The sequence below is a fragment of the Nocardioides aquiterrae genome (genome assembly GCF_039526625.1).
GTDB classification, from domain to species: Bacteria; Actinomycetota; Actinomycetes; order Propionibacteriales; family Nocardioidaceae; genus Nocardioides; species Nocardioides aquiterrae.
In genome coordinates, this window is sequence record NZ_BAAAJE010000031.1 from 13,166 (window position 1) to 38,066 (window position 24,901).

Consider the following 24,901-nt stretch of genomic DNA (forward strand, 5'->3'; position numbering starts at 1 on the left):
CCCAGTGTCGCGGGCATGGAACCGCCGGGCCGGTCACGGTCAGCGCTGCGTCGACGCACCCGACGGCGGGCTGATGCTGATGGCCGCGCACGGCCGCGACCTGGCGCGGGACTGGCGCAGCGTCCGAGTCAGTCGGGGTAGCCGGCCATCGGGCTGCGGCGCCAGTGGGCACAGGGGCGGGTGTTGGTGCGGCGCACCCCCGCGCACGGCGGCATCCGCTCGGGGCGCTCGAGCTCGTCGGTGTGGAGGTCGCGCACCAGCACCTCGCGCACCGGCGTGTAGGCCTTCTGGACGACGAGGCAGTCGCAGCGCACCGCCTGCGCGCGGAACCGCTTCTCGAGCGCGGTGGCCGTGGGCGAGCGCAGGTCGCGGAAGCGGGTCGCCCAGAGCAGCGAGGAGTCGCAGCCGAACTCGGCCACCATCCGGTCCACGAAGCAGGCGAGGCACTCGCCGACCTGGGGCTCCCGCTCCACGACCGCCCGCAGGTAGTGCTCGACCTCGTCGGCTCCCGTCGTGCTGCTCATGGGTCCTGTCTAGCCGCGGCCACCGACAGTGGGGTCGTGTGCCTGAGAACGCGCCATGGCGCGTTCTCAGGCACACGACCCGATCGTCAGGCGGGGTGCAGGATCCCCGCGAGGTCCTCGACGCCGTCGACCAGCCGGGTGCCGGGCCGGGCCCAGGCGGCGTTGGCGTCGACGGCGTGGACCGGGACGCCGGCGGGCAGCACGCCCGAGGCGACCAGCTCGTCGGCGAGCCGCCGGGCGCCGGGCAGGTCGAAGCCGCACGGCGCCACCACGACGACGTCCGGTGCGGCCTCGTGGACGGACTCCCACAGCACCCGCTCGGACTTCGCGCCGGACTTGCCCAGCAGGCACTCGCCGCCGGCGGCCTCGATCATCTCGGGCACCCAATGGCCCGGAGCGTACGGCGGGTCGGTCCACTCCAGCAGCATCACCCGGGGCCGGGGGCGGCCGGCGACGCGGGCGCGGACGGCGTCGAGCCGGGACCGCAGCGACGCGACCAGCGCTGCCGCCTCGGGGGCGTGGCCGGTGGCCGCGCCGAGCGTCTCGATCGAGGCGAAGACCTCGTCCATCGTGTGCGGGTCGATGGTGAGCACCTCGGCCCGGCAGCCGAGGTAGGAGAGCGCGTCGTCGACGACCGAGACGTCGACCGCGCAGACCGCGCAGAGGTCCTGGGTGACGACCAGGTCGGCGTCGAGCTCGACGAGCGCGTCGGCGGCGAGGTGGTAGAGGTCCTCGCCGCGGGACATCGCGCCCACGACGTACGCGTCGATCTCCGCGGGGGTCAGCCCGTGCGGCATCGCCGACGTGGAGACGATCCGTCGCTCGCGCGCCTCGGGCGGGAAGTCGCACTCGAAGGTGACGCCGACGACGTCGTCGCCGGCGCCGATCGCGAACAGGATCTCCGTGGTGGAGGGGAGCAGGGAGACGATCCGCACCCCTCCACCCTAGGGTCCGGGATCAGACGCTCTTCAGCGCCAGCTCGGTGAGGTCGATCGACTTCGGGATCGACGGCGCGGTCTCGTCCATCGACATCGCCGTCGCGTAGACGACGAACTGGCCCTTGCGGACGAACAGCGTGTTGAAGACCGACGAGCTGGTCTGGCCGCCGCTGCGGCAGGTGGACCGGAACTGGTAGCCCCAGCGCTCATCGCCGAGCGCGAACTTGATCTTCGTCATCTTGCTGTCGCAGTGGCTGCCGCCACCGCCGCCGCCACCACCGGTGCCGCCGCCACCGCAGTCCTTGGCGGACTTGTCGGAGCCGTGCAGGTACGTGATCGCGGCCTTGGCGTTCGGGAACCGCATCGCGGTCACCGACACCATCGGGTGCTCGCCGTCGATCACGTACACGTCGGGGTCGCCGGACGTGTAGTCCGGGGAGTACGACGCGGAGCGGGCGCCGGCGCCCTTGATGGCCTTGCCGGGCTTGCAGTTCTTGCCGGGCCCGTAGACCTTGCTGGTGCTCTCGCTCGCGGTGCCACCGTCGAGGTGGTCGTAGATCTTCGCGACGGCGTCGACGGACGGGACGTCCGGGTACGCCGCCGCGGTGGCGGACGACGCGGCGGCCGGGACGGTGAGGGCGGGGACGGCGAGCGCGATCAGCGCCCGGGTCAGCCAACGGCGGTGCATGGTGTTCTCTCTCTCGGTTCGTTGCGGTGTCGTGCGTTCGGTGGGAGGACTGAACCGCCGCCCACTTGAGGTCCGCTGGGAGCCGGCTTGGAGAATGGCGCGCGATGGACGACCCGACCACGACCGTGCTCGCCCTGCTCGGTCTCGCAGCGCTCGCGGCAGGCTTCGTCGACGCCGTCGTCGGCGGCGGCGGGCTGATCCAGCTCCCCGCCCTGCTCCTGGGCATGCCGAGCGCCGCGCCGGTGCAGGTCCTGGCCACCAACAAGGTGGCCTCGATCTGCGGCACGACCGTCAGCTCGGCGACGTACTACCGCCGGATCCGGCCCGACCCGCGCACCTTCCTGCCGCTCATGGCGCTGGCGTTCGTCGGCTCCGCGTGCGGGGCCGCGGTCGCCAGCCGGATCCCGCGCGAGGCGTTCGAGCCGATCGTGCTCGTCGCGCTGGTCCTCGTGGGCGGGTACGTCGTGCTCAAGCCGGAGCTCGGCGAGCGCACGGCGCTGCGGTTCCAGGGCCACCGGCACCTGCTCGCCGCGATGGCCACCGGCCTCGCGATCGGCTTCTACGACGGGGCGCTCGGCCCCGGCACCGGCAGCTTCTTCGTGTTCACGCTCGTCGGGCTGATGGGCTACAGCTTCCTCGAGGCGTCCGCGAAGGCCCGGCTCGCGAACTGGGCCACCAACCTCGCGGCGATCCTCGTCTTCGCCCCGCAGGGCGCGATCGTCTGGCAGGTCGCGATCGTGATGGGCATCTGCAACGTCGTCGGCGGGTACGTCGGCGCCCGCACCGCCGTCGACCGCGGCACCAGGTTCGTCCGCGTCTTCTTCATCGTCGTCGTCTCCGCGTTCATCGTGCGGATCGGCGGCGAGGTCCTCGGCCTCTGGTCATGAGCAGCTACCTGACGATCGCCCGCGGCGCCGAGGCCGCGATCGAGGTCAAGCGCTCGCGGTTCCTCTGCACGCTCGAACGGGTCGAGGACGAGGCCGCCGCCCGCGCCGTCGTCGAGCGTCTGCGTCGGCAGCACTGGGACGCGCGGCACCACTGCTCGGCGTTCCGGATCCACCCCGACGTCGAGCGGTCCTCGGACGACGGCGAGCCGGCCGGTACGGCGGGGGCGCCGATGCTCGAGGTGCTCCGCGGCGCCGGCGTGGCCGACGTCGTCGCGGTCGTCACCCGCTGGTTCGGCGGCACCCTGCTCGGCGCCGGCGGCCTGGTCCGCGCGTACGGCGACGTGGTCCGCGCCGCGCTCGAGCCCGCGGGGACGCTGCGGCGGAGCCTGGTCCGCGAGCACCTGCTGGAGCTCGAGCACGCCGACGCCGGCCGGGTCGAGAGCGAGCTGCGGTCCCGCGGGATCGCGGTGCTCGACACGGCCTACGCGGGGCACGTCACCCTGCGCCTCGGCGTACCTCCCGACCAGGAGGAGCGGCTCGCCGCGCTGGTCGCCGAGCTGACCTCGGGCGCGGGCGAAACCCGGGTGGCGGGCGAGCGCTGGGTCGATAGCCTCGGGACATGAACTCACCCCACGAAGCCGCTCGCTGCGCTCGCGCCTCCGCGGGGACCCCGACATGAGCATCCCGGTGGAGGTCGCGGACCTCGCGCAGCGGCTGGCGGAGTTCGACCGCGGCTACCTGCTGACGTCGCGCGACGGCCTGGTCAAGGCGGTGTCGGTGCGCGCGGTGCCGGAGGACGGCACGCTCCTCGTCGCGGCGCCCGGCCGCGGCTCGGTCGCGAACGTCGGCGCCAACCCGAGCGTGACGCTGCTGTTCCCGCCGCTCGCCGCTGCCGGCATGACGCTCCTCGTCGACGGCACCGCAGCCGCCGAGGGCAACGACGTCCGCGTGACGCCCACCAGCGCCGTCCTCCACAAGCCGGTCGCATGAGCACCTCGCCGTTCTGGGTCAGCGCCTTCCTCGACTTCGCGCCGGGGGACTTCGAGCGCGGCGTGGAGTTCTGGCAGGGCGTCACCGGCTACACGCTGTCCGCTCGGCGCGGCGCGGACGGCGAGTTCGCGACGCTCGTGCCACCCGAGGGCGACGACTACCTGCGCGTGCAGGCGCTCGCCGACGGCGCCGCGCGGATCCACCTCGACCTGCACGTCGAGAACCCGACCGTCGCCGCCGAGGCCGCCGTCGAGCTCGGCGCCCAGGTGCTGGTGCGGCACGAGCTCGGGTACGTCGTGCTGCGCTCGCCGGGCGGCTTCGTCTTCTGCTTCGTGCACGCGCACCGCGCCCGGCGGCCACCGCCCGCGACCTGGCCCGACGGCACCGCCTCGCAGGTCGACCAGGTCTGCCTGGACATCCCGCCCTCGGCGTACGACGCGGAGGTGCCGTTCTGGCAGGCGCTCACCGGCTGGGACCTCGACCCGGACGTGTCCGAGGAGTTCGCGCGGCTGGCGCCGCCGGACGAGCAGCCGCTGCGCTGGCTGCTCCAGCGCCTCGACGACGACGAGCCCGCCGTCCGCGCGCACCTGGACCTCAGCTGCACCGACCGCGCCGCCGAGACCGCCCGGCACGTGGCGCTGGGCGCGACCGCCGGGCCGGCGTACGACGACTGGACCGTGCTCACCGACCCGGTCGGCACGGCGTACTGCATCACCCGGAGGAACCCCAGATGACTCGTGTCGACCCGCCGGTCCAGGGCGACGAGCGGACGCTGCTGCTGGCCTTCCTGGACTACCACCGCGAGACCCTGCGGCAGAAGGCCGGCGGCCTCGACGCGGACCAGCTCGCCACCGCGCTGCCGCCGTCCGGCATGACGCTCGGCGGCATGGTCAAGCACCTCGCGCTGGTCGAGAACAGCTGGCTCCGCGAGGTGTTCCTCGGCGAGCCGATGAGCGAGCCGTGGCGCTCGGTCGACTGGGACGCCGACTGGGACTGGGACTGGCACAGCGCGCGGGACGACAGCCCGGAGGAGATCTGGGCGCTGTACGACGCGATGGTCGCCGAGGCCGATGCGATCATCGCCGGCGCCGGGCTGGACGACCTGTCCGTGAAGCCGTCGCGGCGCACCGGCGAGACGTTCAGCCTGCGCTACATCCTGCTGCACCTGGTCGAGGAGTACGCCCGGCACAACGGTCACGCAGACCTGATCCGCGAGTCGATCGACGGGGCCACCGGGGAGTGAACACCCGCGGAGGCGGCCGACCGGCCCACGCACAGTCGTGCTGCCCGGAGAGCGTCTCAGCGCTCCCTGGGCAGCACGACCTGGTCCTACTCGGTCAGTCGTCGAGGAACGGGTAGTCCGTGTAGCCCTCGGCGCCGCCGCCGTAGAAGGTGTCGGAGTCCGGCTCGTTGAGCTCGGCGCCAGTCTGCCACCGCGTGGGCAGGTCGGGGTTGGCCAGGAAGAGCCGACCGACGGCGACCGCGTCCGCGAGGTCCTTGTCGAGGATCTCCTGCGCCGACTCGCGGGTGGTGACCTCGCCGAAGCCGTCGTTGGCGATGAGCACGCCGCCGAAGGAGCGGCGCAGGTCCTGGACCAGGTCCTGCTTCGGGTCGGCGAGGACGCTCAGGTAGGCCAGGCCGAGCGGCGCGAGGCCCTCGACCAGGAGCCCGTAGGTCGCGGCGACGTCGGCCGGGTCCTCCTCGGTGGCGCCCTGGATGTTGTGGGCGGGCGAGATGCGGATGCCGACCCGGTCGGCGCCGATCGCGTCGGCCACCGCACGGGTGACCTCGAGGGCGAAGCGGACCCGGTTCTCGGGCGAGCCGCCGTACTCGTCGGTGCGGTGGTTGGAGCCGGGCGCCAGGAACTGGTGGATGAGGTAGCCGTTGGCGGCGTGCACCTCGACGCCGTCGAGTCCGGCCTCGACCGCGTTGCGGGCGGCCTGCACGTAGCCCTCGACGATCGCGGGGATCTCCTCGAGGGTGATCTCGCGCGGGGTCGGGTACGGCTTCATCCCGTCGGCGGTGAACATCGCGTCCGGGGCCGCCACCGGGCTCGGCGCGATGATCTCCTGGCCGCCGGTGTTGTCGGGGTGGGAGATGCGACCGACGTGCATCAGCTGCGCGACGATCCGGCCGCCGTTCGCGTGCACGCCGTCGGCCACCCGGCGCCACCCGGCGAGCTGCTCCTCGGAGTGGAAGCCGGGGGTGTTGAGGTAGCCCTGGCCCTCGGGGGTGGGCTGGCTGCCCTCGGTGATGATCAGGCCGGCCGAGGCGCGCTGGGAGTAGTACTCCACCGCGAGGTCGCCGGGCACGGTGCCCTCGGCACGGTTGCGGGTCAGCGGCGCCATCACGAGCCGGTTCGGCAGCGTCCACGCGCCGACGATCAGGGGTTCGAAGAGATCAGCCATACCGGGTACAGCGCCGACGCCACCCGGGTCTGTTCCGGGCCGCAGCGGTGAGGAGTCTCACGGTTTGCCGTCGGCGGAGCCCCTAGCCCGGCTGGTGCAGGCAGAGGATGTTGCCGTCCGGGTCGAGGAACCACGCCGCCTTCACCGCGCCGTCGTCGAAGACGTGGTCGACGGTGGTGAACCCGGGCAGGTCGTAGTCCTCGAACGTCACGCCGCGGCCCTTCAGGGCGGCGATCTCGGCGGCGATGTCGCCCACCTCGAAGCTCATCGCGGTGTTGGGCGACGGCGTGGCGTCGGGCAGCAGCCGGAGCACCAGGCGGTGGCCGGAGGCGAGGCGGAACGTCGTCTCGCCGGTGGCGTCGTTCGTGCCGGTGTGGGGCAGCCCGAGCCTGCCTTCGTAGAACTCCTGGGCGCGCGAGGCGTCGGCGGTCGGCAGCATCACCGTGACCGCGCTGTCGGACAGTGCCATGCGCCCAGGGTGCTCCCGCCCCAGCCGGCCCGGCAATGGCCCGATCGGGCCTCAGCTCTGCGCCGCGAACCCCGGCAGCGACTCGGTGAGGATCTGGCGGAACGGCGCCTCGCACTCCAGCTGGCAGAGCACGCCGACGCCGGCCAGCCAGGTGCGGTGGATGAGGAGGTACGACGGCGGCAGGTTCAGCTTGAGCCCGACCGTGTACGCCGGGTTGCGGGGGTCGTTGATGCGGGCGAACTGGGTGCGCATCCACGCGCGGCTGAAGCGGAACCGCTCGACCTTGGTGGGCTCCACGAAGGGCGCGAGGTAGTCGAGCAGTTGGTGCGGGTCGACGCTGATCCGCTCCTTGATGAACCCCTCGCGGCGCAGGCCGTCGACGAGGTCGTCGACGTCCTCGTCGGCGGCGACCCGGAGCAGCCGCCCCATGGCCTCGGGCAGGTTGCGTTCGGGAAGGCGGGCGACCGCGCCGAAGTCGAGGACGCCGAGGCGGCCGGGCTCGCCGTCCGGGCCGGGGATGATGCGGTAGTTGCCGGGGTGCGGGTCCGCGTGCAGCATCCCGGTGCGGGCCGGCCCGGAGAACAGGAAGCGGACGAACAGCTCGCCGTAGTGGTCCCGCTCCTCCTGGGTGCCGCCGGCGATGATGCTCGCCATCGAGGCGGGGCTCTCCAGCCACTCGGTCACGAGCACGGTGTCACCGACCGCGACCACGTCGGGCACCACGATGTCGGGGTCGTCCCGGAACGCCGCGGCGAAGGTGCGCTGCGCCTCGGCCTCGAGCTGGTAGTCGAGCTCGTCGGCGGCCCGCTCCTGGAGCTCGGCGACCAGGGGCTTGAGGTCCATGCCCGGCATGAGCGGCGCCGCGGTGCGCGCGAGCCGGGCCAGCTGGCGCAGGTCGGAGCGCAGCGCGTCGCCGGCCTCCGGGTACTGCACCTTGACCGCGACCTCGCGGCCATCGAACCAGCGGCCGCGGTGCACCTGGCCGATCGACGCGGCGGCGGTCGGGCCGCCGTCCAGCCACACCAGCCGGTCCTTCCAGTCCGGGCCCAGGTCGCGGGCGAGGATCTCGCGCACGGTCTGGGTCGGCATCGGGGGAGCGGCGTCCTGGAGCTTGGTGAGGTGCTCCCGGTAGGGGCCGGCCATGTCCTCGGGGAACGCCGACTCCAGCACGGACAGCATCTGCCCGACCTTCATCGCCCCGCCCTTGAGCTCGCCGAGGGTGCGGAACAGCTGCTCCGCCGTCCGCTGCTGGATCTCGGTCATCACCGCGTCGGCGGGCTTGCCGCCGATCCGCTTGCCGAGCCCGATCGCGCTGCGCCCGGCGTACCCCAGAGGCAGCGCGGCCAGCTTGGCCGTCCGCGCCGCGGCCTTGCGGGGCAGGGCCTTCCGGGGCTCGTCGGTCACCCGACCATTGTGACCGAGCGCCCCAGCCCGAGGTCAGGCGGCCGGAGTCTCCGTGGGAGTCTCGGTCGGCACGTCGGTCGGAGTGTCGGTCGGCACGTCCGTCGGCTCGTCCGTCGGCTCGTCCGTCGGCTCGTCCGTCGGTTCGTCGGTGGGCTGCTGCGCGCCCTGGCACTCGTCGAGGCGCTCCTGGGCCTTCGCCAAGCGCTGGAGCTGCGCCTTCCTGGCCTTCTTCGCGAAGGCCTCCGCCGCCTTAGCGCGGGCGACCGCCTTGCGGGCCGCGGCCTTCTCGCTGCCGGTGGCCTCGGCGAGCGCCTCCTCGGCCTCGTCGGTCGCCTGCTGCTTGCGCTCGAAGACGGCGGTGAGGCGGGCCAGGGCGTCCTCCGCCTTGGCGACCTGCGCCTCCTGGCGAGCGCAGGACGCGGCCGGTCCGTGAGGCTGGCCCTGGGCGGTTGCGACCGCGGTCAGGCCGGCGACGAGCACGAGGCCCGCGGCGGACGCGGAGAGCGCCCGCGTGATGGTGTTCATGTGGTGGTGGTCCCTTCCGGTGCGATGCCCGACACGGGAGGGAGATCGGCGGGCGGGCCTGCCGACTTGAGGCCTCGGCGCCTCGGCTTCGTCGAGGTCCTCGACCACGACGCCGCGCCGACAGCGACCGACGGGTTCGGGCCGCCCGCCCGGTCATGATGTCGCCCACACCTACCTCGAGGAGCCCTCGTGAAGCTGTTGCTGACCTCCGGCGGCGTCACCAACCCCACCATCGGCGACGCACTCGTCGAGATGCTCGGCAAGCCGATCGCCGACGCGTCCGCCCTCTGCGTCCCGACGGCGCAGTGGGGCCACCCGATGTGCGGGCCGGTCGGCGCTCGGGGGTTCGTCAGCGGCCTGCTGCCGTGGGGCGGCATGACCGCGCTGGAGTGGGCGTCGATCGGCCTGCTCGAGCTGACCGCCCTGCCGACGATCGGCCGGGACCGCTGGGTGCCGTGGGTCCGCGAGGCGGACGTGCTGCTGGTGGACGGCGGCGACGCGACGTACCTGTGCCACTGGATGCGGGAGTCCGGCCTGGCCGACCTCCTCCCGTCGCTCGAGGACACGGTGTGGGTCGGGGTGAGCGCCGGCAGCATGGTGATGACGCCGCGGATCGGGGCCGAGTTCGTCGAGTGGCCGGGCGCGGCCGACGACCGCACGCTCGGCGTCGTCGAGTTCTCGATCTTCCCGCACCTGGACGTGTTCCCCGACAACACGATGGCGGCGGCCGAGCGCTGGGCCGCGGCCATCGGCGGGCCGGCGTACGCCGTCGACGACCAGACCGCGATCCGGGTCGTCGACGGCGTCACCGACGTCGTCTCCGAGGGGCAGTGGCGGCTGCTCTCCTGAGCGTCAGCCCATGAGCGTGCCCCGCTTGAACGGGCGGGTCTCCTGCGGCCAGCCGCAGGCCTCCGCGATCCGGCCCGCCCACGTCCGCGCGGTCTGCAGGTCGGGGACGTCCACGATCGTCAGCCCGCCGAGCCACTCCTTGGTCTCGGCGAACGGGCCGTCGGTCAGCAGCGTCTCGCCGCTCGTGGCGTCGGCGCTGAAGGCCAGCTCCAGCTCCTCCTCGAGCCCGCCGGCGAACACCAGCTGGCCGGCCGCCCGGATCTCGTCCACGACCGCCCGGGAGAGCGGGCCCCGCTCGCAGTACCACTCCTCCGGGTGGTCGCCGACCCACTGCTGGTTGAAGTAGATGAGGTACTGGGTCATGCCTGCTCCTGACGTGTTCCGGTGGCGGGCCGGTGCCCGCCCTGACCACTCCACGAACGGACAGTGCCCGATACGACAGCCCCGGACCGGGACCGCCGCGCCCGTACGGGCGGATCCGGGCCATCCCCCAGATACGGGACGCCCAGGGGTCGGGCACGCGCCTAGCCTCGTGCGCGTGGACAAGGCCAGGCCGTGATCCTCGTGACCGGTGCTACCGGCAACGTGGCGTACCCGCTGCTGGAGAACCTCGACGACGCGGCCGCGCCCGCCGCGGCCCTGGTCCGGACGGAGGCGGGTGCCGTGGACCTGCCGCCCGGCGTGGACCACGTCGTCGGCTCCCTGGACGACCCGCCCCCGCCGGACGTGCTGGGGCAGTTCGACCAGGTCTTCCTGCTCAGCCCGGACATCGAGGGGCAGGCGGAGCTGGAGATCATCTTCATCGACGCCCTGGTCGCGGCGGGCCATCGGCCACGCATCGTGAAGATGGCGTACGACGGGTTCCAGGACCCCGACTGCGCCGTGCGGTACATGCAGAACCATCGCCTGATCGCCACGCACCTGGACCGCACCGGTCTGCCGGTCGTCTACCTGGCGCCCACCTTGTTCATGGACGAGCTGCTGGGATCCGCCGACGCCATCCGGGACGAGGGGCTGCTGCCCGTTCCGGCGGGTGCGGCCCGGGTCGCCATCGTGGCCGCCCGCGACGTCGCCGACGTCGCGGCCGCGGTCCTCACCGGTGCGGCGGAGGTCGACGACGGCGACCTGCTGGTTCTCACCGGTCCGGAGGCGCTGAGCTTCGCCGACGTCGCCGCCCGGATCTCGACCGTGTTCGCGCGGACCGTGGACTACGACCCCGTCACGCCGGACGACGCCCGCTCGACCCTGCGCGAGGGAGGCCTCTCGTCGTGGCAGGTGAGCGGGCGCCTGGAGCTGTACGAGTGGATCAGCAACGACGCCATGGACGGGGTCACCGACGACGTCCGGAAGTCGACCGGCCGTGAGCCGCGGCCGCTGGAGGACTGGCTCGGCGAGGCGCGGGCCGCCTTCCTCCGGCCCGCGGGCACCTCGCCGCCGCGATTCTGACCGCCGGGCATCCGGTGCACCCATCGCTCGACCGGACCCTCCGATGAGCGCGGTGCTCGTCCTCAGAGGGGGTCGGTGAAGGTGATCGGCTTGCCCGCCGCTCGGGCGTACGCGATCTCCCTTCGCGTCGACTCGCCGACGTACCCTCCTGGGTTGACGATCAGGACGCGGTCGGCCAGGTCGATCTTGCGCAGGTGGAGGGCGTCCAGGACGGCCTTCTGATCAGCGGTGGGCGACTCGTCCGCTTCGCTGGGGGCGACGACGATGACTCCGGTGAGGGTCAGTTCGCGGTTCGCCTCGTGCATCTCGCTCATGAACCTCGCCGACCCACAGATGCAGACGATCTCAGGACGATCGGTCACGACCCGACCCTAGCGACGCAGCCGGCTGCCGCGAGTCGAGATGCCAACGCTCAGCCGGGATGTCCGGAAGCACGACGAAGGCTCTGTTGCATCAAGGCCCCGCCTCGAACCGGTAGCCCATGCCCGGCTCGGTTCGGAAGTACCGAGGCCTGGACGGGTCGGGCTCCAGCTTGCGGCGGAGCTGGGCGATGTAGAGCCGGAGGTTGCCCTGGGCGGTCTCGTACCCGGGGCCCCAGACGTCGGTGAGCAGCTGACGCTGGCTGAGGAGCCTTCCGGGATGGCGGACGAGCACCTCCAGGAGGTGCCATTCGGTCGGCGTGAGCCGGACCTCTTGTCCGGCGCGGGTCACCCGGGTCGCTGCCAGGTCGACGACGACATCTCCGAACTCGACGGTCGCGGACGACTCGGCCGTGGTGTTGCGTCGGAGCATGGCGCGCAGTCGTGCCGTCAGCTCGTCCATCCCGAACGGCTTGGTGACGTAGTCGTCGGCACCTGCGTCCAGGGCGTCGACCTTGTCGGCGCTGTCGCTCCGTCCGGAGAGGACGAGGATCGGGACGGAGGTCCAGGTCCGGAGCCCGGTGATGACGTCGACGCCGTCGAGGTCGGGCAGGCCGAGGTCGAGGACGACGACGTCGGGTGGCTGGGCGGCGGCCTGCTGGAGGGCTCCGGCGCCGTCGCCGGCGGTGACCACCTCGTAGCCACGCGCGCGCAGGTTGATCGCCAGGGCCCGGACGATCGGTGGCTCGTCGTCGACGACGAGGACCCGGCTCACGACGGCACCCGGGTCTGCGGAGCGGGCGTGGCCGGCACCGACACCACGAGTGTCAGCCCGCCACCGGGTGTGTCCTCGAGGGTCAGCGTCCCGGCCATCGCCTCCACCAGTCCGCGCGAGAGCGCGAGCCCGAGTCCGAGACCGGAGCCGGAGTCGTCGAGTCGTTGGAACGGCACGAAGACCCGGTCGCGGCTCGCGCCCGGCAGGCCGGGCCCGGTGTCGACGACTCGCATCTCGACACGGCCGTCGACGGCGGACGCCGTGAGCAGCGGTGGGTCGGTGGCGTACCGCTGGGCGTTGGCGACCACGTTGACGACGACCCGCTCGAGCAGGCCCGGGTCGACGACCACGTCCGGCAGCTCGTCGGGGAGGTCCAGGACGACGGCGCGGGGTTCGACGCCGGGGTCGTCGAGGGCTCGGGCGATGACGTCGCCGAGCGCGACCGGGCGGGTCCGGACGGGCAGGGCGCCGGCCTGCAGCCGACTGAGGTCCAGGAGGTTCTCGACCAACGAGGACAGTCGGTCGAGGGCCTGGTCGGCGGATGCGAGGAGCTCGCGGCGGTCCTTCTCGGCCAGGACCACGTCGCTGCTGCGCAACCCGGAGACCGCGGCCTTCGCCACCGCCAAGGGGGTGCGCAGGTCGTGACCGACGGCGGCCAGGAGCGCGGTGCGGAGCCGGTTCGCGGCTTCGAGCTCGGCGGCCTCGCGGACCGCCGCGGCCCGTCGCGCGGCCAGGTCCACGACCCAGCTGACCATCAGGGCGACGATGCCGAACACAGCCACGGCGACGACATCGCTGGGCTCGTGGATGCGCAGCGTGTGGTACGGCTGGGTGAAGAGGAAGTTCAAGGTCAGCGCGCCGAGCGCGCCGGCCACCAGCGCAGGCCCGAGGCCGCCCACGATGGCCGTGGTCACGACCAGCAGCAGGAACAGCATGGCGTCGCTGGCCAGGTCCAACCGGCCGCGCAGCGGCTCGAGGACGGCCGCGAGAACGACGACCCCGACCACCGCCATCGCGTAGCCCAGGGCGCGGCGACGGACGCTCAGGTTGCCGGGAACCATCGGTGCTGCTCCTGCGCTGTCGACGGCGGCGGGGACGGCGCTCATTCTGCTCCTGCCCGCCCCCGGCTGGTGAGCACGGCGAGGAGCACGAAGGCTCCGAGCCGGGCCAGGTCGGACGGGGCGAAGGTGAGGACGCCGAGCGCGTGCACGGCGAAGCCGGTGGCGAACGCCCAGCCCGCGAGCCCGAGACCGAGCGCGTGCGACCGGTCGAGCGTGGTCGCGAGCAGCCCGGTCACGAGGAGCAGCGCGGCGACGCCGTACCCGCCGGACAGCGGCGCGGAGACCACCCCGGCGGTGAGCAGGAAGAGCGCGCCGCACGCGATGCCGAAGCGGACGCCGACCTGGTCGGTCATGACGTGCTGGGCCATGTCTCCAGCCAACCGCGCCGCACCCGCCCGGCGCCGGGTCCTGACAGGACCCTGACACCGGCCCCCGTTAGGGGGCTGTTAGGCCCGGGCCGATCCGCGCCCGCCGCCGGTTGGATGGGAGGAGTGAGCGTCGAACTCCAGTCGCGTGAGACGGCCCCGGGGCGGTTCCGGGAGTGGTTCTTCCACCGTCCCGAGGACACCGCACGGCACGCCGGCCCGCACGCCGCCCAGCACCAGGGCGAGCGGCCGCACCCGTGGTGGAAGGTGATGTGCCTGACCGGCGTCGACTACTTCTCGACCCTGGGTTACCAGCCCGGCATCGCGTTCCTGGCCGCCGGTCTGCTGAGCCCGATCGCGACGGTGGTGCTGGTCCTCCTCACGCTGTTCGGGGCGCTGCCCGTCTATCGCCGCGTGGCCGCGGAGAGTCCCCACGGGCAGGGGTCGATCGCCATGCTCGAGCGACTGCTGCCGTTCTGGCGCGGCAAGCTCTTCGTGCTCGTGCTCCTCGGGTTCGCCCTGACCGACTTCATCATCACGATCACCCTGTCGGCGGCCGACGCCAGCGCCCACGTCGTCGAGAACCCGCACGTCCCCGACGTCCTGCACGGGCAGCAGCTGTGGATCACGATGGGGCTCGTCGGGCTGCTCGGAGTGGTCTTCCTCAAGGGCTTCACCGAGGCGATCGGCGTCGCCGTCGCCCTCGTCGTGGCCTACCTGGGCCTGAACGTCGTGGTCATCGCCGTCGCGGCCGCTCATGTCGCACAGGACGCGCACCGGATCACCGACTGGACGACGGCCCTCACCGCGGAGCACGGCAACGTCGCACTGATGGTCGCGGTATCGCTGACCCTCTTCCCCAAGCTCGCCCTGGGCATGTCCGGGTTCGAGACCGGCGTGGCGGTGATGAGCCACGTCGAGGGCGACCCCGACGACGACGCGCGACGCCCCGCCGGCCGGATCCGCAACACCAAGCGGCTCCTCACCACGGCCGCCTGCGTGATGAGCGTCTATCTCATCGGCTCCAGCTTGGTCACCACGCTCCTCATTCCCCAGGAACAGTTCGAGCCCGGTGGCTCCGCGAACGGCCGCGCCCTGGCCTACCTGGCGCACCTCTACCTCGGCAACGGATTCGGCACCGTCTACGACACCTCCACCATCTTGATCCTCTGGTTCGCCGGCGCGTCCGCCATGGCGGGGATGCTGAACCTGATCCCGCGGTACCTGCCGCGCTACGGGATGTCACCGGAGTGGGCCGGGGCGGTGCGCCCGCTGGTCCTGGTACTCACCGGCACGGCATTCCTCATCACCTGGATCTTCGATGCCGACGTCGACGCGCAAGGTGGCGCGTACGCCACCGGCGTTCTGGTCCTGATGACGTCCGCCGCCGTCGCCGTGACGCTCGCGGCCCGGCGGGCGGGGCAGCGGAAGCTGACCGTGGCCTACGCCGCGATCGGGGCCGTCCTCACCTACACGACCCTGGACAACGTCCGCGAGCGTCCGGACGGCGTCAAGATCGGCGCCTGCTTCATCGCCGCCATCATCGCCGTGTCGCTGGTGTCGCGCGCCCTGCGAGCCTTCGAGCTCCGCGCCACCGAGATCACGTACGACCCGCGCGCGGAGTCCTTCCTGCGCGACTGTGCCCGCCGATCCATCCGCTTGGTGGCCAACGAGCCCGACGCCCGCGACGTGGCCGAGTACCGAGACAAGGTCCGCCAGATCGTCGAGGACCACGACCTGCCCAACGCCGGCGACATCATCCTCGTCGAGGTCGAGATCGGCGACTACTCCGACTTCGAGAGCCGGATCGAGGTCCACGGCGAGGTCATGCAGGACACGTACCGCGTGCTCACGGCGACCGGCTCGTCGGTGCCCAACACCCTCGCATCGCTCCTGCTCGACATCCGAGACCGCACCGGCGTGCGCCCGCACATCTACTTCGAGTGGACCGAGGGCAACCCGGCCGTCCACCTCCTGAGGTTCCTGCTGTTCGGCGTCGGCGAGGTCGCCCCCGTCACGCGGGAGGTCGTCCGCCGGGCCGAGCCCGACCGTACCCGTCGCCCCCACGTCCACGCCGGGTGAGCAACCGAACCCAGCTGTCCGCTGAGCAGGCGACCGTCGACCGTCGGGCCCCGGAAGCGGCGACGGGCCCTGCGTCGGCGACGCAGGGCCCATCGGTGCAGGTCAGGCGGTCTCGGGGAACCTCACGCCGGTGTTCGCGTGGCAGCGGTAGCCGAAGGGGTTCTTCGCCAGGTACTGCTGGTGGTGGTCCTCGGCGTAGTAGTACGGCGTGTCGCTCGCCGGCCGGATCTCGGTGGTGATGTCGCCGAGCCGGCGCCGCTTCAGTTCGTCGCCGTAGACCTTCGTCAGCTCGCGGGCGACCCGCTCCTGCTCGGGCGTCGTGAAGTAGATCGCCGAGCGGTACTGGGTGCCGACGTCGTTGCCCTGCCGGTAGCCCTGGGTCGGGTCGTGGACCTCGAAGAACGTCTTGACGAGGTCGGCGTACGCGACCTGCTTCGGGTCGAACACGATCCGCACCGCCTCGGTGTGGTTCGTGGCGCCGCTGCAGACCTCCTCGTACGTCGGGTTCGGCGTGGTGCCGCCGGCGTACCCGACCGAGGTCGACCAGACGCCCGGCACCTGCCAGTAGATCTCCTCGGCACCCCAGAAGCAGCCCAGGCCGAACAGCGCGACCTCGTAGCCCTCCGGCACCTCGTCGGTCACGAGCGGCGTGCCGAGCACGAGGTGCTTCTCGGCGAGCGCGAACTGCGGCTCGGTGCGGCCGGGCAGGGTCTGCTCCGGGGCGACCATCTGGGCCTTGCGGGTGAGGAACACGGGCTCTCCTTCGGTCGGAGTGATCAGGCACAGTGTGTAACAACGGTCGTGCCCGTGGCGTTCCCGCTCAGGTCTGGGCGTCGGCGTCCTCGACGTACAGCTCGAGGTGCCCGCACACCGTGCAGCGGTACGCGCCGACCGCGTGCCGCTGCTTGCCCGTCCGCTTGGCGCCGCCGAAGATGCCGCGCTGGAGGGGTCCCGCGATCCAGCGGACGTACCCCAGCGACCCCTCGCCCCGGTCCTCGAAGAACCCGGGCTCGACCGCGACGGAGCGGCAGGCGGTGCACGAGCGGTCGGCCATACCAGGGGCGTTCCCCAGACTTGTCCGCCGAAACCCGACCGACACGCCGCTGTGCCCCGGCGTGTCGGTCGGGTTTCACCGGCTGACCGGTGAAACCCGCCCCCCGCTAGCCTCGACGACATGAGCGAGCAGCAGCACCGCCACAAGTCCGGCTTCGAGACGCGTGCGATCCACGCGGGGTACGAGCCGGACGCGGCGACGGGGGCGGTCATCCCGCCGATCTACGCGACCAGCACCTACAAGCAGGACGGCGTGGGCGGGCTGCGCGGCGGCTACGAGTACAGCCGGAGCGCCAACCCGACCCGCACCGCGCTGGAGGGCAACATCGCGGCGCTGGAGGAGGGGGAGCGGGGCTTCGCGTTCGCGTCCGGGCTGGCCGCCGAGGACACGCTGGTGCGCAGCACCTGCCGGCCCGGCGACCACGTGGTGATCCCCGACGACGCGTACGGCGGCACGTTCCGGCTGTTCGACAAGGTGGAGCAGGCCTGGGGCCTGGAGCACAGCCCGGCGCCGGTCTCGGACGTGGAGGCGGTGGCGGCCGCGATCCGTCCCGGGCAGACCAAGCTGGTCTGGGTCGAGACGCCCACCAACCCGCTGCTGAACATCGGCGACATCGCCGCCCTGGCCACGGTGGCCCACGACGCGGGCGCCCTGCTGGTCGTCGACAACACCTTCGCCTCGCCGTACCTCCAGCAGCCGCTGGCCCTCGGCGCGGACGTGGTCGTGCACAGCACCACCAAGTACTGCGGTGGCCACTCCGACGTCGTCGGCGGCGCCCTCGTCGTGCGCGACCTCGACCTCGCCGAGCAGGTCGCCTTCCACCAGAACGCGATCGGCGCGGTCGCGGGGCCGTTCGACTCGTGGCTGACGCTGCGCGGCCTGAAGACGCTCGCGGTCCGCATGGACCGGCACTGCGACAACGCCGAGCGGGTCGTCGACTTCCTCACCAGCCACCCAAAGGTCGGCGACGTGATCTACCCGGGGCTGGAGACCCACCCCGGCCACGAGATCGCACAGCGGCAGATGAAGCGGTTCGGCGGCATGGTGTCGTTCCGCGTCACCGGCGGCGAGTCCCACGCGCTGCAGGTCTGCGAACGGACCGAGGTGTTCACGCTCGGGGAGTCCCTCGGCGGCGTCGAGTCGCTCATCGAGCACCCGGGCCGGATGACCCACGCGAGCGTCGCCGGCACCGACCTCGAGGTGCCGGCCGACCTGGTCCGCCTCAGCGTGGGCATCGAGACCGCCGACGACCTGGTCGCCGACCTCGAGCGCGCGCTTGACTGACCGCGCGGGAGCGGCGGTGTGCGTGGACTTCGGCTCCACGTTCACCAAGGCGGTCCTGGTCGACCTCGCGGAGGGCTGCATCGTGGCCTCCGCCTCGCACCGCACCACGATCGAGAGCGACGTCCTCGACGGGTACGACGCGTGCCTCGCCGCCCTCGTCGCGCAGAACCCCCGGGCGGCGACCGCCGAGGTGCTGGCCTGCTCCAGCGCCGGTGGGGGGCTGCGGATCGCCGTGGTCGGCAACGAGGAGCTCGTGACCGCCGAGGCCGGCCGCCGGGTGGCGCTGTCCAGCGGCGGCAAGGTCGTGCGCGTCGTCGCGATGGCCGACGGCGGTCTCGCCGACCTGAACGACCCGGACGTCGTCCTCCTGACCGGCGGCACCGACGGCGGCAACCGCGAGGTGCTCCTCGAGGCCGCGGAGCAGCTCGCCCACGCCTGGACCGGACCGGTGGTGGTGGCCGGCAACGTCGAGGCGCAGGCCGACGTGGCCGCGATCCTGGCGGACAACCCGCACGTGCTCGCCGACAACGTCGTGCCACGGATCGGCGTGCTCGCCCCCGAGTCGGCGCGGGCGGCGATCCGCGAGATGTTCCTCGCGCACGTGATCGGCGGCAAGCACCTGAGCACGCGGGCCGATTTCACCGCGATGGTCCGCGGCGCCACCCCCGACGTGGTGCTCACCGGCGTCGAGCTGCTGGCCCGCGGCGCCGGCGACGTCGTCGTGGTGGACGTCGGCGGCGCGACGACCGACGTGCACTCCGTCGTCGACCTCGACCCCGACTCGGTGGGCCGCGAGGTGGTCGCCACCACCCGGGTCACCCGGACGGTGGAGGGCGACCTCGGCATGCGCTGGTCCGCGGTCACCACGGTCGCCGACCTGCCCGAGCTCGCCGGCGCCGCGCAGCGGCGGCACGACGACCCGGGCTTCCTCCCCGACACCGACGAGGAGCGGGACGCCGACGAGGCGATCGCCCGCGCCGCCGTCGGTACGGCGCTGCGCCGGCACGCCGGCCGCGCCAAGGTCGTGGTCGGCCCGGACGGCCGGGTGGTCGAGCGCACCGGGAAGGACCTGCGCGAGGTCGACCTGCTGGTCGGCTCCGGGGGCGTGCTGCGCAACGGCCGCCCCGGCGTCGCCGACCGGGTGCTCGCCGGCAGCACCGGCGAGGTCGCCGGCGGCTGGCAGCTGCCGCGCAGCCCGCGGGTGGTCGTGGACGCCGACTACGTGCTGGCGGCGGCCGGGCTGCTCGCCGACGAGCACCCCGAGGCGGCCTACCGCCTGGCGATGACGCTCGCCGCCCCCACCGCCGGATAGCCTGTCGCGGTGAGCAACGACGCTGACGACCCCGCCGAGCGCACCCCGGGGAACCGGCGCCGGCTCCCGATCATCCACCTGCGCCAGCGGTCCGGCGGGGACGACGCCGCCGAGGGCATCGCGGCGCGGCTCGCGCAGCAGTGGGCCACGCGGCGCGACGAGCGCGGACCGGCGCCGGTGCCGATCGTGATCGACCGCACCAGCTCCGCGGAGCGGCACGTCCCGTGGGGCGTCGACCTCGCGGCGTCCTGGGCGTGGCGGTTCCTCGTCATCGCCGCGGCGGCGTACCTCATCCTGTGGCTGGTCGCGTTCTTCGCCGTGGTCGCGATCCCGGTCGCGATCGCGCTGCTGATCTCCGCACTGGTGATCCCGCTCGTCGACGGGCTGCACCGGCTCGGCCTGCCGCGGGGGCTCTCGGCGCTGCTGGTCGTGGTCGTCGTGCTCGCGTTCATCGGGGCACTGCTCACGTTCGCCGGCCAGCAGGTCGCGACCGGTGCGCAGGACCTCGCCGACCAGGCGTCCGCCGGCCTCGGGGAGATCAAGGACTGGCTCAAGACCGGGCCGCTGCACGCCAGCGACTCCCAGATCAACGACTACATCCAGCGCGCCCAGGACGGCCTGAAGAACACCGGCAAGCACGTCGACCTCGGCAACCTCACCGAGGTCGGCACCGCCCTGGGGCACGTCCTCGCCGGGTTCTTCATCGTGCTGTTCTCGACCTACTTCTTCCTCGCCGACGGCGAGCGGATCTGGGCGTGGGCGGTCCGGCTCGCCCCGCGCGGCGCCCGCCCGCACGTGGACAGCTCGGGCCGGGTCGCGTGGATCTCGCTCACCCAGTTCGTCCGGGCGACCGTGATCGTCGCGGCGGTCGACGCGATCGGCATCATGATCGGCGCCGCGGTCCTCGGGGTGCCGTTCGTGCTCGCGATCGGCGTGCTGGTCTTCCTCGGCGCGTTCGTGCCGATGGTCGGCGCGACCATCGCCGGCACCGTCGCGATCCTGGTGGCGCTGGTCGCCCAGGGGCCGTTCACCGCGCTGCTGATGCTGGCGGTCGTGATCGGTGTCCAGCAGCTCGAAGGCCACGTCCTCCAGCCGTTCCTCATGGGCCGCTGGGTGTCGCTGCACCCGCTCGGCGTGATCATCGCGATCGGGTGCGGCGTGATCGTCGCCGGGATCGCCGGCGCGCTGGTCGCCGTCCCCCTCGCCGCGGCGCTGAACGCCGTCGTGCAGCACCTCGCCGCCAACACGGACCCGGGCGACGACCCGGTCGAGCAGCTGGAGGAGGACTATGAGGAGACGGGGGCGACCGTGGACGCCCCCGAGGAGGGCACCGATGAGTGAGGTACCGACCGTCGGGCTGGACGACATCCGCGCCGCCCGCGAGCTGCTGCGCGGCGTCGCGATCGAGACGCCGATGGAGGAGTCGCGGTGGCTGTCCCAGCTGGCCGGCGGCCCGGTCTCCCTCAAGTGCGAGAACCTCCAGCGCACCGGCTCCTTCAAGGCGCGCGGCGCCTACGTCCGCATCTCCCGGCTGTCACCGGAGGAGCGGGCGCACGGCGTCGTCGCCGCGTCCGCCGGCAACCACGCCCAGGGCGTCGCGCTGGCGGCCCAGATGCTCGGCATCAAGGCCACCATCTTCATGCCCGAGGGCGCGCCGATCCCCAAGGAGAAGGCGACCCGGGGGTACGGCGCCGACGTGACCTTCCACGGCCGGTACCTCGAGGACGCGCTGGCCGCGGCCCGGGACTTCGCCGAGCGCACCGGCGCGGTGCTGATCCACCCGTTCGACCACCCCGACATCGTCGCCGGCCAGGGCACCTGCGGACTCGAGATCCTCGAGCAGGCCCCCGAGGTGAAGACCGTGCTCGTCTCGCTCGGCGGCGGTGGGCTGCTCGGCGGCATCGCGATCGCGGTGAAGTCGCTGCGCCCCGACGTCCGCGTGGTGGGCGTGCAGGCGGCGGAGGCGGCGGCGTACCCGGCCTCCCTCGCCGCGGGCCACCCGGTCGCCCTCGAGACGATGAACACGATGGCCGACGGCATCGCCGTGGGGCTGCCCGGCGCCGTCCCGTTCGCCGCCGTCCGCGACCACGTCGACGAGATCGTGACGGTCTCCGAGGAGTTGCTCTCCCGGGCGGTGCTGGCGGTGCTCGAGCGCGCCAAGATGGTCGTCGAGCCCGCGGGCGCGGCCGCCGTCGCCGCGATCCTCGAGCGGCCGGACGCGTTCGAGACGCCGGCGGTCGCCGTGCTCTCCGGCGGCAACATCGACCCGCTGCTGCTCGGCAAGGTGATCCAGCACGGCATGGCCGCGGCCGGGCGCTACCTCAACCTGCGGGTGTGCATCCCGGACCTCCCGGGCGGGCTCGCCCAGCTGCTCGTCGACATCTCCGCGGTCGGCGCGAACGTGCTCGAGGTGGTGCACGAGCGGATCTCCCCGTCGCTGCACCTGCACGAGGTCGAGGTGCACCTGCAGCTGGAGACGCGCGGCGAGCCGCACACCCAGCAGGTGCTCGCCCGGCTGCGCGAGCGCGGCTACCGGGTCTACGAATAGCTGTCCCGCCGCCGCGGCGAAACGCATGTAACGCGGTGTTGGGAGCACTAGGAGCCCGCTGCAACGGGATCACAGTGCTCCTAACACCGCGTTACAGCCGGTGCGGGCGCGGCGCAGGGGTCAGCCGGTGAAGGGCACCGCGTCGAGGATCACGACCTGGAGCTCCTTGCCGTTCGGCGCCAGGTAGGTGACGGTGTCGCCCTTGCTGCGGCCGTTGATGGCGGAGCCGAGCGGCGACTCGGGGGAGTAGACCGTCAGGCCGTCGGGCTCGATCTCGCGGGCGCCGAGCAGGAAGGTCTCGGCCTCGTCGTCGGCGTCGCCGACGAACTTGTAGGTCACCTTCATGCCGGGCTCGACGACGCCGTCGTCGGCCGGGGTCTCGCCGACCTCGGCGCGGCGGAGCATGTCCTCGAGCTGGCGGATCCGGCCCTCGAGCTTGCCCTGCTCCTCGCGGGCGGCGTGGTAGCCGCCGTTCTCCTTGAGGTCGCCCTCGTCCCGGGCAGCGGCGATCCGGGCGATGACCTCCTGGCGCGCGGGGCCCTTGAGGTGCTCCAGCTCCGCCTGGAGCTTGTCGTAGGCGTCCTGGGTGAGCCAGATCGTGCCCTGCTCGGTCGACTGCGTCATCGGGTACTCCTGTGTTGCTTCGAGGTACGACGGAAGCGGCTCCGCCGATCGTCGGGTGGTGCCCCGCCCGGCGTGTGACGAAACGGCCGTGCGACGAGTGCGCGGGGCCGGTCCACCACGACAGCCCTGCGGGACAGTCAGAACTTCGAGTCTAACAACAGAGCGGTCAGCGGGGGCGATTCTGGCCGGGGGCGGTGCAGCCGATCAGCTCGACCGACGTCGCCTCCCGCTCGGTGCGCACCGTCTGCTCGGTGCGCCCGCTCTCCCCGGGGGTGAACACCAGCTCGCCCACGACCGTGTGGTCGCCGGCGTACGCCCGCAGCGTGCAGGTCGCCTCGACGCCGTCGTCGGCGAGCTTCACCTGCACGTCGGCGGTGGCGGTGTGCTCGTCCTGCACCCGGAAGCCGATCAGGCTCGAGGTCACCCGGGGCGTGGACTGCGACCAGATCGTCCAGCCCAGCCAGCCGAGGAACGCGGCGACCACGATGACCACGACCGCCAGCAGCGCCCACCGCCGGCCGGCGGACGGCGCGCCGTACCGGTCGGTCAGGTCGGTGGGAGCGCTCACGCGTGAAATCGTCCCATCTAGGATTGCCGGGTGACGCAGCACCCCTCCCGCGCCGGACTCCGGCTGATGCACGTGCACGCCCACCCCGACGACGAGTCCAGCAAGGGTGCGGCGAGCACGGCCATGTACGTCGCGCAGGGCGTCGACGTGCACGTGGCGACCTGCACCGGCGGCGAGCGCGGCTCCATCCTGAACCCGAAGATGGACCGCCCCGACGTGCTCGAGAACATCACCGAGATCCGGCGCCAGGAGATGGAGCGGGCCCGCGACATCCTCGGCATCCGGCAGGACTGGCTGGGCTGGGTCGACTCCGGCTGGCCGGAGGGCGACCCGAAGCCGCCGCTGCCCGAGGGCTGCTTCGCGCTGGTCCCGCTCGAGGAGGCGGCCGCGCCGCTGGTGAAGCTGATCCGCTCGTTCCGCCCGCACGTGATGACGACGTACGACGAGCGCGGGGGCTACCCACACCCGGACCACATCAAGTGCCACGAGATCAGCGTGTTCGCGTTCGAGGCCGCCGCCGACCCGGCGTGGCGCCCCGAGCTCGGCGAGGCCTGGCAGGTGCTCAAGCTCTACTACCACCACTCCTTCAACCGGCCGCGGATTCAGGCGATCCACGACGCGATGCTCGAGCACGGGCTCGAGTCGCCGTGGGCCGAGCGGCTCAAGGAGTGGAAGGAGGAGCCGGAGTGGGACGCCCGGATCACCACCCGGGTGCCGTGCGCGGAGTACTTCGGCGTGCGCGACCAGGCGCTGCTCGCGCACGCCACCCAGATCGACCCGGACGGGTTCTGGTTCGCGGTCCCGCGGGAGATCCAGGAGAAGGTCTGGCCGACCGAGGACTTCGAGCTCGTCGAGAGCAAGGTCACCAGCCCCACCCCGGAGGACGACCTCTTCGCGGGCATCACCGACCCCCTCTGAGAGACTGCTCCCATGCAGTTCCTCCCGCTCGTGATCTCCTTCGTCGACGACGTGCCGAAGGACGAGGACGTCAAGGCCGGGTGGCTCGCGTTCGCGATCTTCATCGGCCTGATCCTGGCGGTGGCGTTCCTCGGGTTCAGCCTGGTCAAGCAGCTCCGCAAGGCCGAGGCCGCGGAGGAGGCCGGGCTCTACGACCCGTCCGACCGGAAGAAGCCCGGCGACCAGCAGCCGCCGAGCGCTCCTACCGCCTGACCAGCCGGACCAGGCAGTCCCAGGCGGTCAGGTCGCCGACCCGGCGCGCGACCCGCTCCGCGCGGACGACGTCGAACGCCAACCCCTCGAGGTCGCCGAGCACGTCATCGGCCGTCATCAGCACGGCCGGGTCCTGCGGCCCGCCGGTGCCCTCGGCGAGGTTCGAGGAGTCGTGGGCGACGACGAGCAGCGTGCCGCCCTCGACCAGCGACGCGTACGCCGCCCGCAGGGCCGCCCGGCGCTCCGGCGCCGCCAGCTGGAGGTAGGCCACCACCACGAGGTCGTACGCCGCGGGCTCGTCCCACCGGGTCGCGTCGGCGCACACCCAGCGGACGCCGGTGTCGCCGGCCAGCTGACGCCCCTTGTCCAGGGCGATCTGCGAGAAGTCCGCGGCGGTCACGGTCCAGCCCCGTCGGGCCAGCCAGATCGCGTTGCGGCCCTCGCCGGCGGCCAGGTCGAGGGCCCGGCCCGGCTCGGCGTCGGCCAGCTCCGCGGCCACGAACACGTTCGGCTCCGCCGACCACACCAGGTCGTTCGCGGCGTACCTCTCGTCCCAGGCCTGCGCGTCCAC

Annotated in this window: 31 protein-coding genes; 14 read left to right on the plus strand and 17 right to left on the minus strand. The window is 72.8% G+C overall.

Features of this window, described 5'->3' with window-relative positions:
* Positions 1 to 128 precede the first annotated feature (128 nt).
* The 3 genes from ABD086_RS23930 to ABD086_RS23940 all read right to left on the minus strand — a co-directional run bounded on the left by ABD086_RS23930 (position 129) and on the right by ABD086_RS23940 (position 2,150).
* The gene (locus ABD086_RS23930; protein ID WP_343910964.1) at positions 129 to 524 is read right to left on the minus strand and encodes a DUF2695 domain-containing protein; all 396 of its coding nucleotides are present in this window, start codon (positions 522 to 524) and stop codon (positions 129 to 131) included.
* An 86-nt stretch (positions 525 to 610) separates the two neighbouring features.
* Entirely contained in the window at positions 611 to 1,459 is an 849-nt protein-coding gene (locus ABD086_RS23935) for a cobalamin-binding protein (protein ID WP_343910966.1), read from the minus strand.
* 22 nt (positions 1,460 to 1,481) lie between these two features.
* Positions 1,482 to 2,150: a hypothetical protein gene (locus ABD086_RS23940; protein WP_343910968.1), complete on the minus strand. Its 669-nt coding sequence runs from the start codon at positions 2,148 to 2,150 to the stop codon at positions 1,482 to 1,484.
* Positions 2,151 to 2,254: 104 nt separating this feature from the next.
* On the opposite strand from ABD086_RS23940, the gene ABD086_RS23945 reads away from it, so the two are divergent.
* The 5 genes from ABD086_RS23945 to ABD086_RS23965 are packed head-to-tail and all read left to right on the plus strand — an operon-like array spanning position 2,255 to position 5,270.
* On the plus strand, positions 2,255 to 3,037 hold the full coding sequence (locus tag ABD086_RS23945; RefSeq protein WP_343910970.1) for a sulfite exporter TauE/SafE family protein: 783 nt from the start codon (positions 2,255 to 2,257) through the stop codon (positions 3,035 to 3,037).
* A complete protein-coding gene (locus tag ABD086_RS23950; protein WP_343910972.1) occupies positions 3,034 to 3,660 on the plus strand; it encodes a YigZ family protein in 627 nt (208 codons plus the stop codon). Before ABD086_RS23945 ends, ABD086_RS23950 begins: the two co-directional genes overlap by 4 nt.
* Positions 3,661 to 3,712: 52 nt before the next feature.
* Complete coding sequence (locus ABD086_RS23955; RefSeq protein ID WP_343910974.1) at positions 3,713 to 4,027, plus strand: pyridoxamine 5'-phosphate oxidase; 315 nt, start codon at positions 3,713 to 3,715, stop codon at positions 4,025 to 4,027.
* Entirely contained in the window at positions 4,024 to 4,761 is a 738-nt protein-coding gene (locus tag ABD086_RS23960; protein WP_343910975.1) for a VOC family protein, read from the plus strand. The genes ABD086_RS23955 and ABD086_RS23960 overlap by 4 nt, the downstream gene beginning before the upstream one ends.
* Positions 4,758 to 5,270 (plus strand): DinB family protein, encoded by a 513-nt coding sequence (locus ABD086_RS23965; RefSeq protein ID WP_343910976.1) that lies wholly within the window; start codon positions 4,758 to 4,760, stop codon positions 5,268 to 5,270. Before ABD086_RS23960 ends, ABD086_RS23965 begins: the two co-directional genes overlap by 4 nt.
* Positions 5,271 to 5,364: 94 nt before the next feature.
* On the opposite strand, the gene ABD086_RS23970 is transcribed toward ABD086_RS23965, so the two are convergent.
* The 4 genes from ABD086_RS23970 to ABD086_RS23985 all read right to left on the minus strand — a co-directional run bounded on the left by ABD086_RS23970 (position 5,365) and on the right by ABD086_RS23985 (position 8,833).
* Positions 5,365 to 6,435 (minus strand): alkene reductase, encoded by a 1,071-nt coding sequence (locus tag ABD086_RS23970; RefSeq protein WP_343910978.1) that lies wholly within the window; start codon positions 6,433 to 6,435, stop codon positions 5,365 to 5,367.
* An 82-nt stretch (positions 6,436 to 6,517) separates the two neighbouring features.
* Positions 6,518 to 6,904 (minus strand): VOC family protein, encoded by a 387-nt coding sequence (locus ABD086_RS23975; protein ID WP_343910980.1) that lies wholly within the window; start codon positions 6,902 to 6,904, stop codon positions 6,518 to 6,520.
* A gap of 51 nt (positions 6,905 to 6,955) precedes the next feature.
* Positions 6,956 to 8,308, minus strand: a complete 1,353-nt coding sequence (locus ABD086_RS23980) for an ABC1 kinase family protein (protein ID WP_343910982.1) — start codon at positions 8,306 to 8,308, stop codon at positions 6,956 to 6,958.
* Between the two features lie 33 nt (positions 8,309 to 8,341).
* Positions 8,342 to 8,833, minus strand: coding sequence for a PT domain-containing protein (locus ABD086_RS23985; protein WP_343910984.1), 492 nt, complete (start codon positions 8,831 to 8,833; stop codon positions 8,342 to 8,344).
* Between the two features lie 189 nt (positions 8,834 to 9,022).
* Here ABD086_RS23985 and ABD086_RS23990 point away from each other — a divergent pair, with 189 nt between their 5' ends.
* Entirely contained in the window at positions 9,023 to 9,682 is a 660-nt protein-coding gene (locus ABD086_RS23990; protein WP_343910986.1) for a Type 1 glutamine amidotransferase-like domain-containing protein, read from the plus strand.
* A gap of 3 nt (positions 9,683 to 9,685) precedes the next feature.
* Here the strand turns inward: ABD086_RS23990 and ABD086_RS23995 are convergent, their stop codons facing one another.
* Entirely contained in the window at positions 9,686 to 10,045 is a 360-nt protein-coding gene (locus ABD086_RS23995) for a YciI family protein (protein WP_343910988.1), read from the minus strand.
* Between the two features lie 192 nt (positions 10,046 to 10,237).
* On the opposite strand from ABD086_RS23995, the gene ABD086_RS24000 reads away from it, so the two are divergent.
* A complete protein-coding gene (locus ABD086_RS24000) occupies positions 10,238 to 11,128 on the plus strand; it encodes an NmrA family NAD(P)-binding protein (RefSeq protein WP_343910990.1) in 891 nt (296 codons plus the stop codon).
* A 62-nt stretch (positions 11,129 to 11,190) separates the two neighbouring features.
* Here ABD086_RS24000 and ABD086_RS24005 read toward each other — a convergent pair whose 3' ends face one another.
* The 4 genes from ABD086_RS24005 to ABD086_RS24020 form a co-directional block, all read right to left on the minus strand.
* A complete protein-coding gene (locus ABD086_RS24005) occupies positions 11,191 to 11,490 on the minus strand; it encodes a S49 family peptidase domain-containing protein (protein WP_343910992.1) in 300 nt (99 codons plus the stop codon).
* Between the two features lie 91 nt (positions 11,491 to 11,581).
* Complete coding sequence (locus ABD086_RS24010; RefSeq protein WP_343910994.1) at positions 11,582 to 12,262, minus strand: response regulator; 681 nt, start codon at positions 12,260 to 12,262, stop codon at positions 11,582 to 11,584.
* Positions 12,259 to 13,368 carry a sensor histidine kinase gene (locus ABD086_RS24015; protein WP_343910996.1) on the minus strand — a complete coding sequence of 370 codons (1,110 nt, stop codon included), beginning with the start codon at positions 13,366 to 13,368 and terminating at the stop codon, positions 12,259 to 12,261. The genes ABD086_RS24010 and ABD086_RS24015 overlap by 4 nt, the downstream gene beginning before the upstream one ends.
* Positions 13,365 to 13,691 (minus strand): hypothetical protein, encoded by a 327-nt coding sequence (locus ABD086_RS24020; protein WP_343910998.1) that lies wholly within the window; start codon positions 13,689 to 13,691, stop codon positions 13,365 to 13,367. The genes ABD086_RS24015 and ABD086_RS24020 overlap by 4 nt, the downstream gene beginning before the upstream one ends.
* Before the next feature lie 123 nt (positions 13,692 to 13,814).
* Between ABD086_RS24020 and ABD086_RS24025 the strand changes: the two genes are divergently transcribed.
* Positions 13,815 to 15,770 (plus strand): APC family permease, encoded by a 1,956-nt coding sequence (locus ABD086_RS24025; RefSeq protein ID WP_425571700.1) that lies wholly within the window; start codon positions 13,815 to 13,817, stop codon positions 15,768 to 15,770.
* 102 nt (positions 15,771 to 15,872) lie between these two features.
* Here ABD086_RS24025 and msrA read toward each other — a convergent pair whose 3' ends face one another.
* Together msrA and ABD086_RS24035 are read right to left on the minus strand one after the other, a co-directional pair.
* Positions 15,873 to 16,523 carry a peptide-methionine (S)-S-oxide reductase MsrA gene (gene msrA / locus ABD086_RS24030; protein ID WP_343911001.1) on the minus strand — a complete coding sequence of 217 codons (651 nt, stop codon included), beginning with the start codon at positions 16,521 to 16,523 and terminating at the stop codon, positions 15,873 to 15,875.
* 67 nt (positions 16,524 to 16,590) lie between these two features.
* Positions 16,591 to 16,824, minus strand: a complete 234-nt coding sequence (locus ABD086_RS24035; protein WP_343911003.1) for a hypothetical protein — start codon at positions 16,822 to 16,824, stop codon at positions 16,591 to 16,593.
* 120 nt (positions 16,825 to 16,944) lie between these two features.
* Here ABD086_RS24035 and ABD086_RS24040 point away from each other — a divergent pair, with 120 nt between their 5' ends.
* From ABD086_RS24040 to ilvA, 4 genes are read left to right on the plus strand one after another with little or no spacing between them, the layout of a single operon-like run.
* Positions 16,945 to 18,108 carry a cystathionine gamma-synthase gene (locus ABD086_RS24040; protein WP_343911005.1) on the plus strand — a complete coding sequence of 388 codons (1,164 nt, stop codon included), beginning with the start codon at positions 16,945 to 16,947 and terminating at the stop codon, positions 18,106 to 18,108.
* Between the two features lie 22 nt (positions 18,109 to 18,130).
* Positions 18,131 to 19,420: a glutamate mutase L gene (locus ABD086_RS24045; protein WP_343911007.1), complete on the plus strand. Its 1,290-nt coding sequence runs from the start codon at positions 18,131 to 18,133 to the stop codon at positions 19,418 to 19,420.
* A 9-nt stretch (positions 19,421 to 19,429) separates the two neighbouring features.
* Positions 19,430 to 20,761, plus strand: coding sequence for an AI-2E family transporter (locus tag ABD086_RS24050; protein ID WP_343911009.1), 1,332 nt, complete (start codon positions 19,430 to 19,432; stop codon positions 20,759 to 20,761).
* Positions 20,754 to 21,968, plus strand: coding sequence for a threonine ammonia-lyase (gene ilvA / locus ABD086_RS24055; RefSeq protein WP_343911011.1), 1,215 nt, complete (start codon positions 20,754 to 20,756; stop codon positions 21,966 to 21,968). The genes ABD086_RS24050 and ilvA overlap by 8 nt, the downstream gene beginning before the upstream one ends.
* 120 nt (positions 21,969 to 22,088) lie before the next feature.
* Here the strand turns inward: ilvA and greA are convergent, their stop codons facing one another.
* Both greA and ABD086_RS24065 read right to left on the minus strand, forming a co-directional pair.
* Positions 22,089 to 22,592, minus strand: a complete 504-nt coding sequence (gene greA, locus ABD086_RS24060) for a transcription elongation factor GreA (RefSeq protein ID WP_343911013.1) — start codon at positions 22,590 to 22,592, stop codon at positions 22,089 to 22,091.
* 166 nt (positions 22,593 to 22,758) lie between these two features.
* Complete coding sequence (locus ABD086_RS24065) at positions 22,759 to 23,160, minus strand: DUF4307 domain-containing protein (RefSeq protein WP_343911015.1); 402 nt, start codon at positions 23,158 to 23,160, stop codon at positions 22,759 to 22,761.
* Between the two features lie 66 nt (positions 23,161 to 23,226).
* On the opposite strand from ABD086_RS24065, the gene mca reads away from it, so the two are divergent.
* Positions 23,227 to 24,078: a mycothiol conjugate amidase Mca gene (mca, locus tag ABD086_RS24070; RefSeq protein WP_343911030.1), complete on the plus strand. Its 852-nt coding sequence runs from the start codon at positions 23,227 to 23,229 to the stop codon at positions 24,076 to 24,078.
* Between the two features lie 12 nt (positions 24,079 to 24,090).
* The gene (locus tag ABD086_RS24075) at positions 24,091 to 24,330 is read left to right on the plus strand and encodes a hypothetical protein (protein WP_343911016.1); all 240 of its coding nucleotides are present in this window, start codon (positions 24,091 to 24,093) and stop codon (positions 24,328 to 24,330) included.
* Here ABD086_RS24075 and ABD086_RS24080 read toward each other — a convergent pair.
* Positions 24,320 to 24,901 carry a class I SAM-dependent methyltransferase gene (locus tag ABD086_RS24080; RefSeq protein ID WP_343911018.1) on the minus strand — a complete coding sequence of 194 codons (582 nt, stop codon included), beginning with the start codon at positions 24,899 to 24,901 and terminating at the stop codon, positions 24,320 to 24,322. The genes ABD086_RS24075 and ABD086_RS24080 overlap by 11 nt on opposite strands.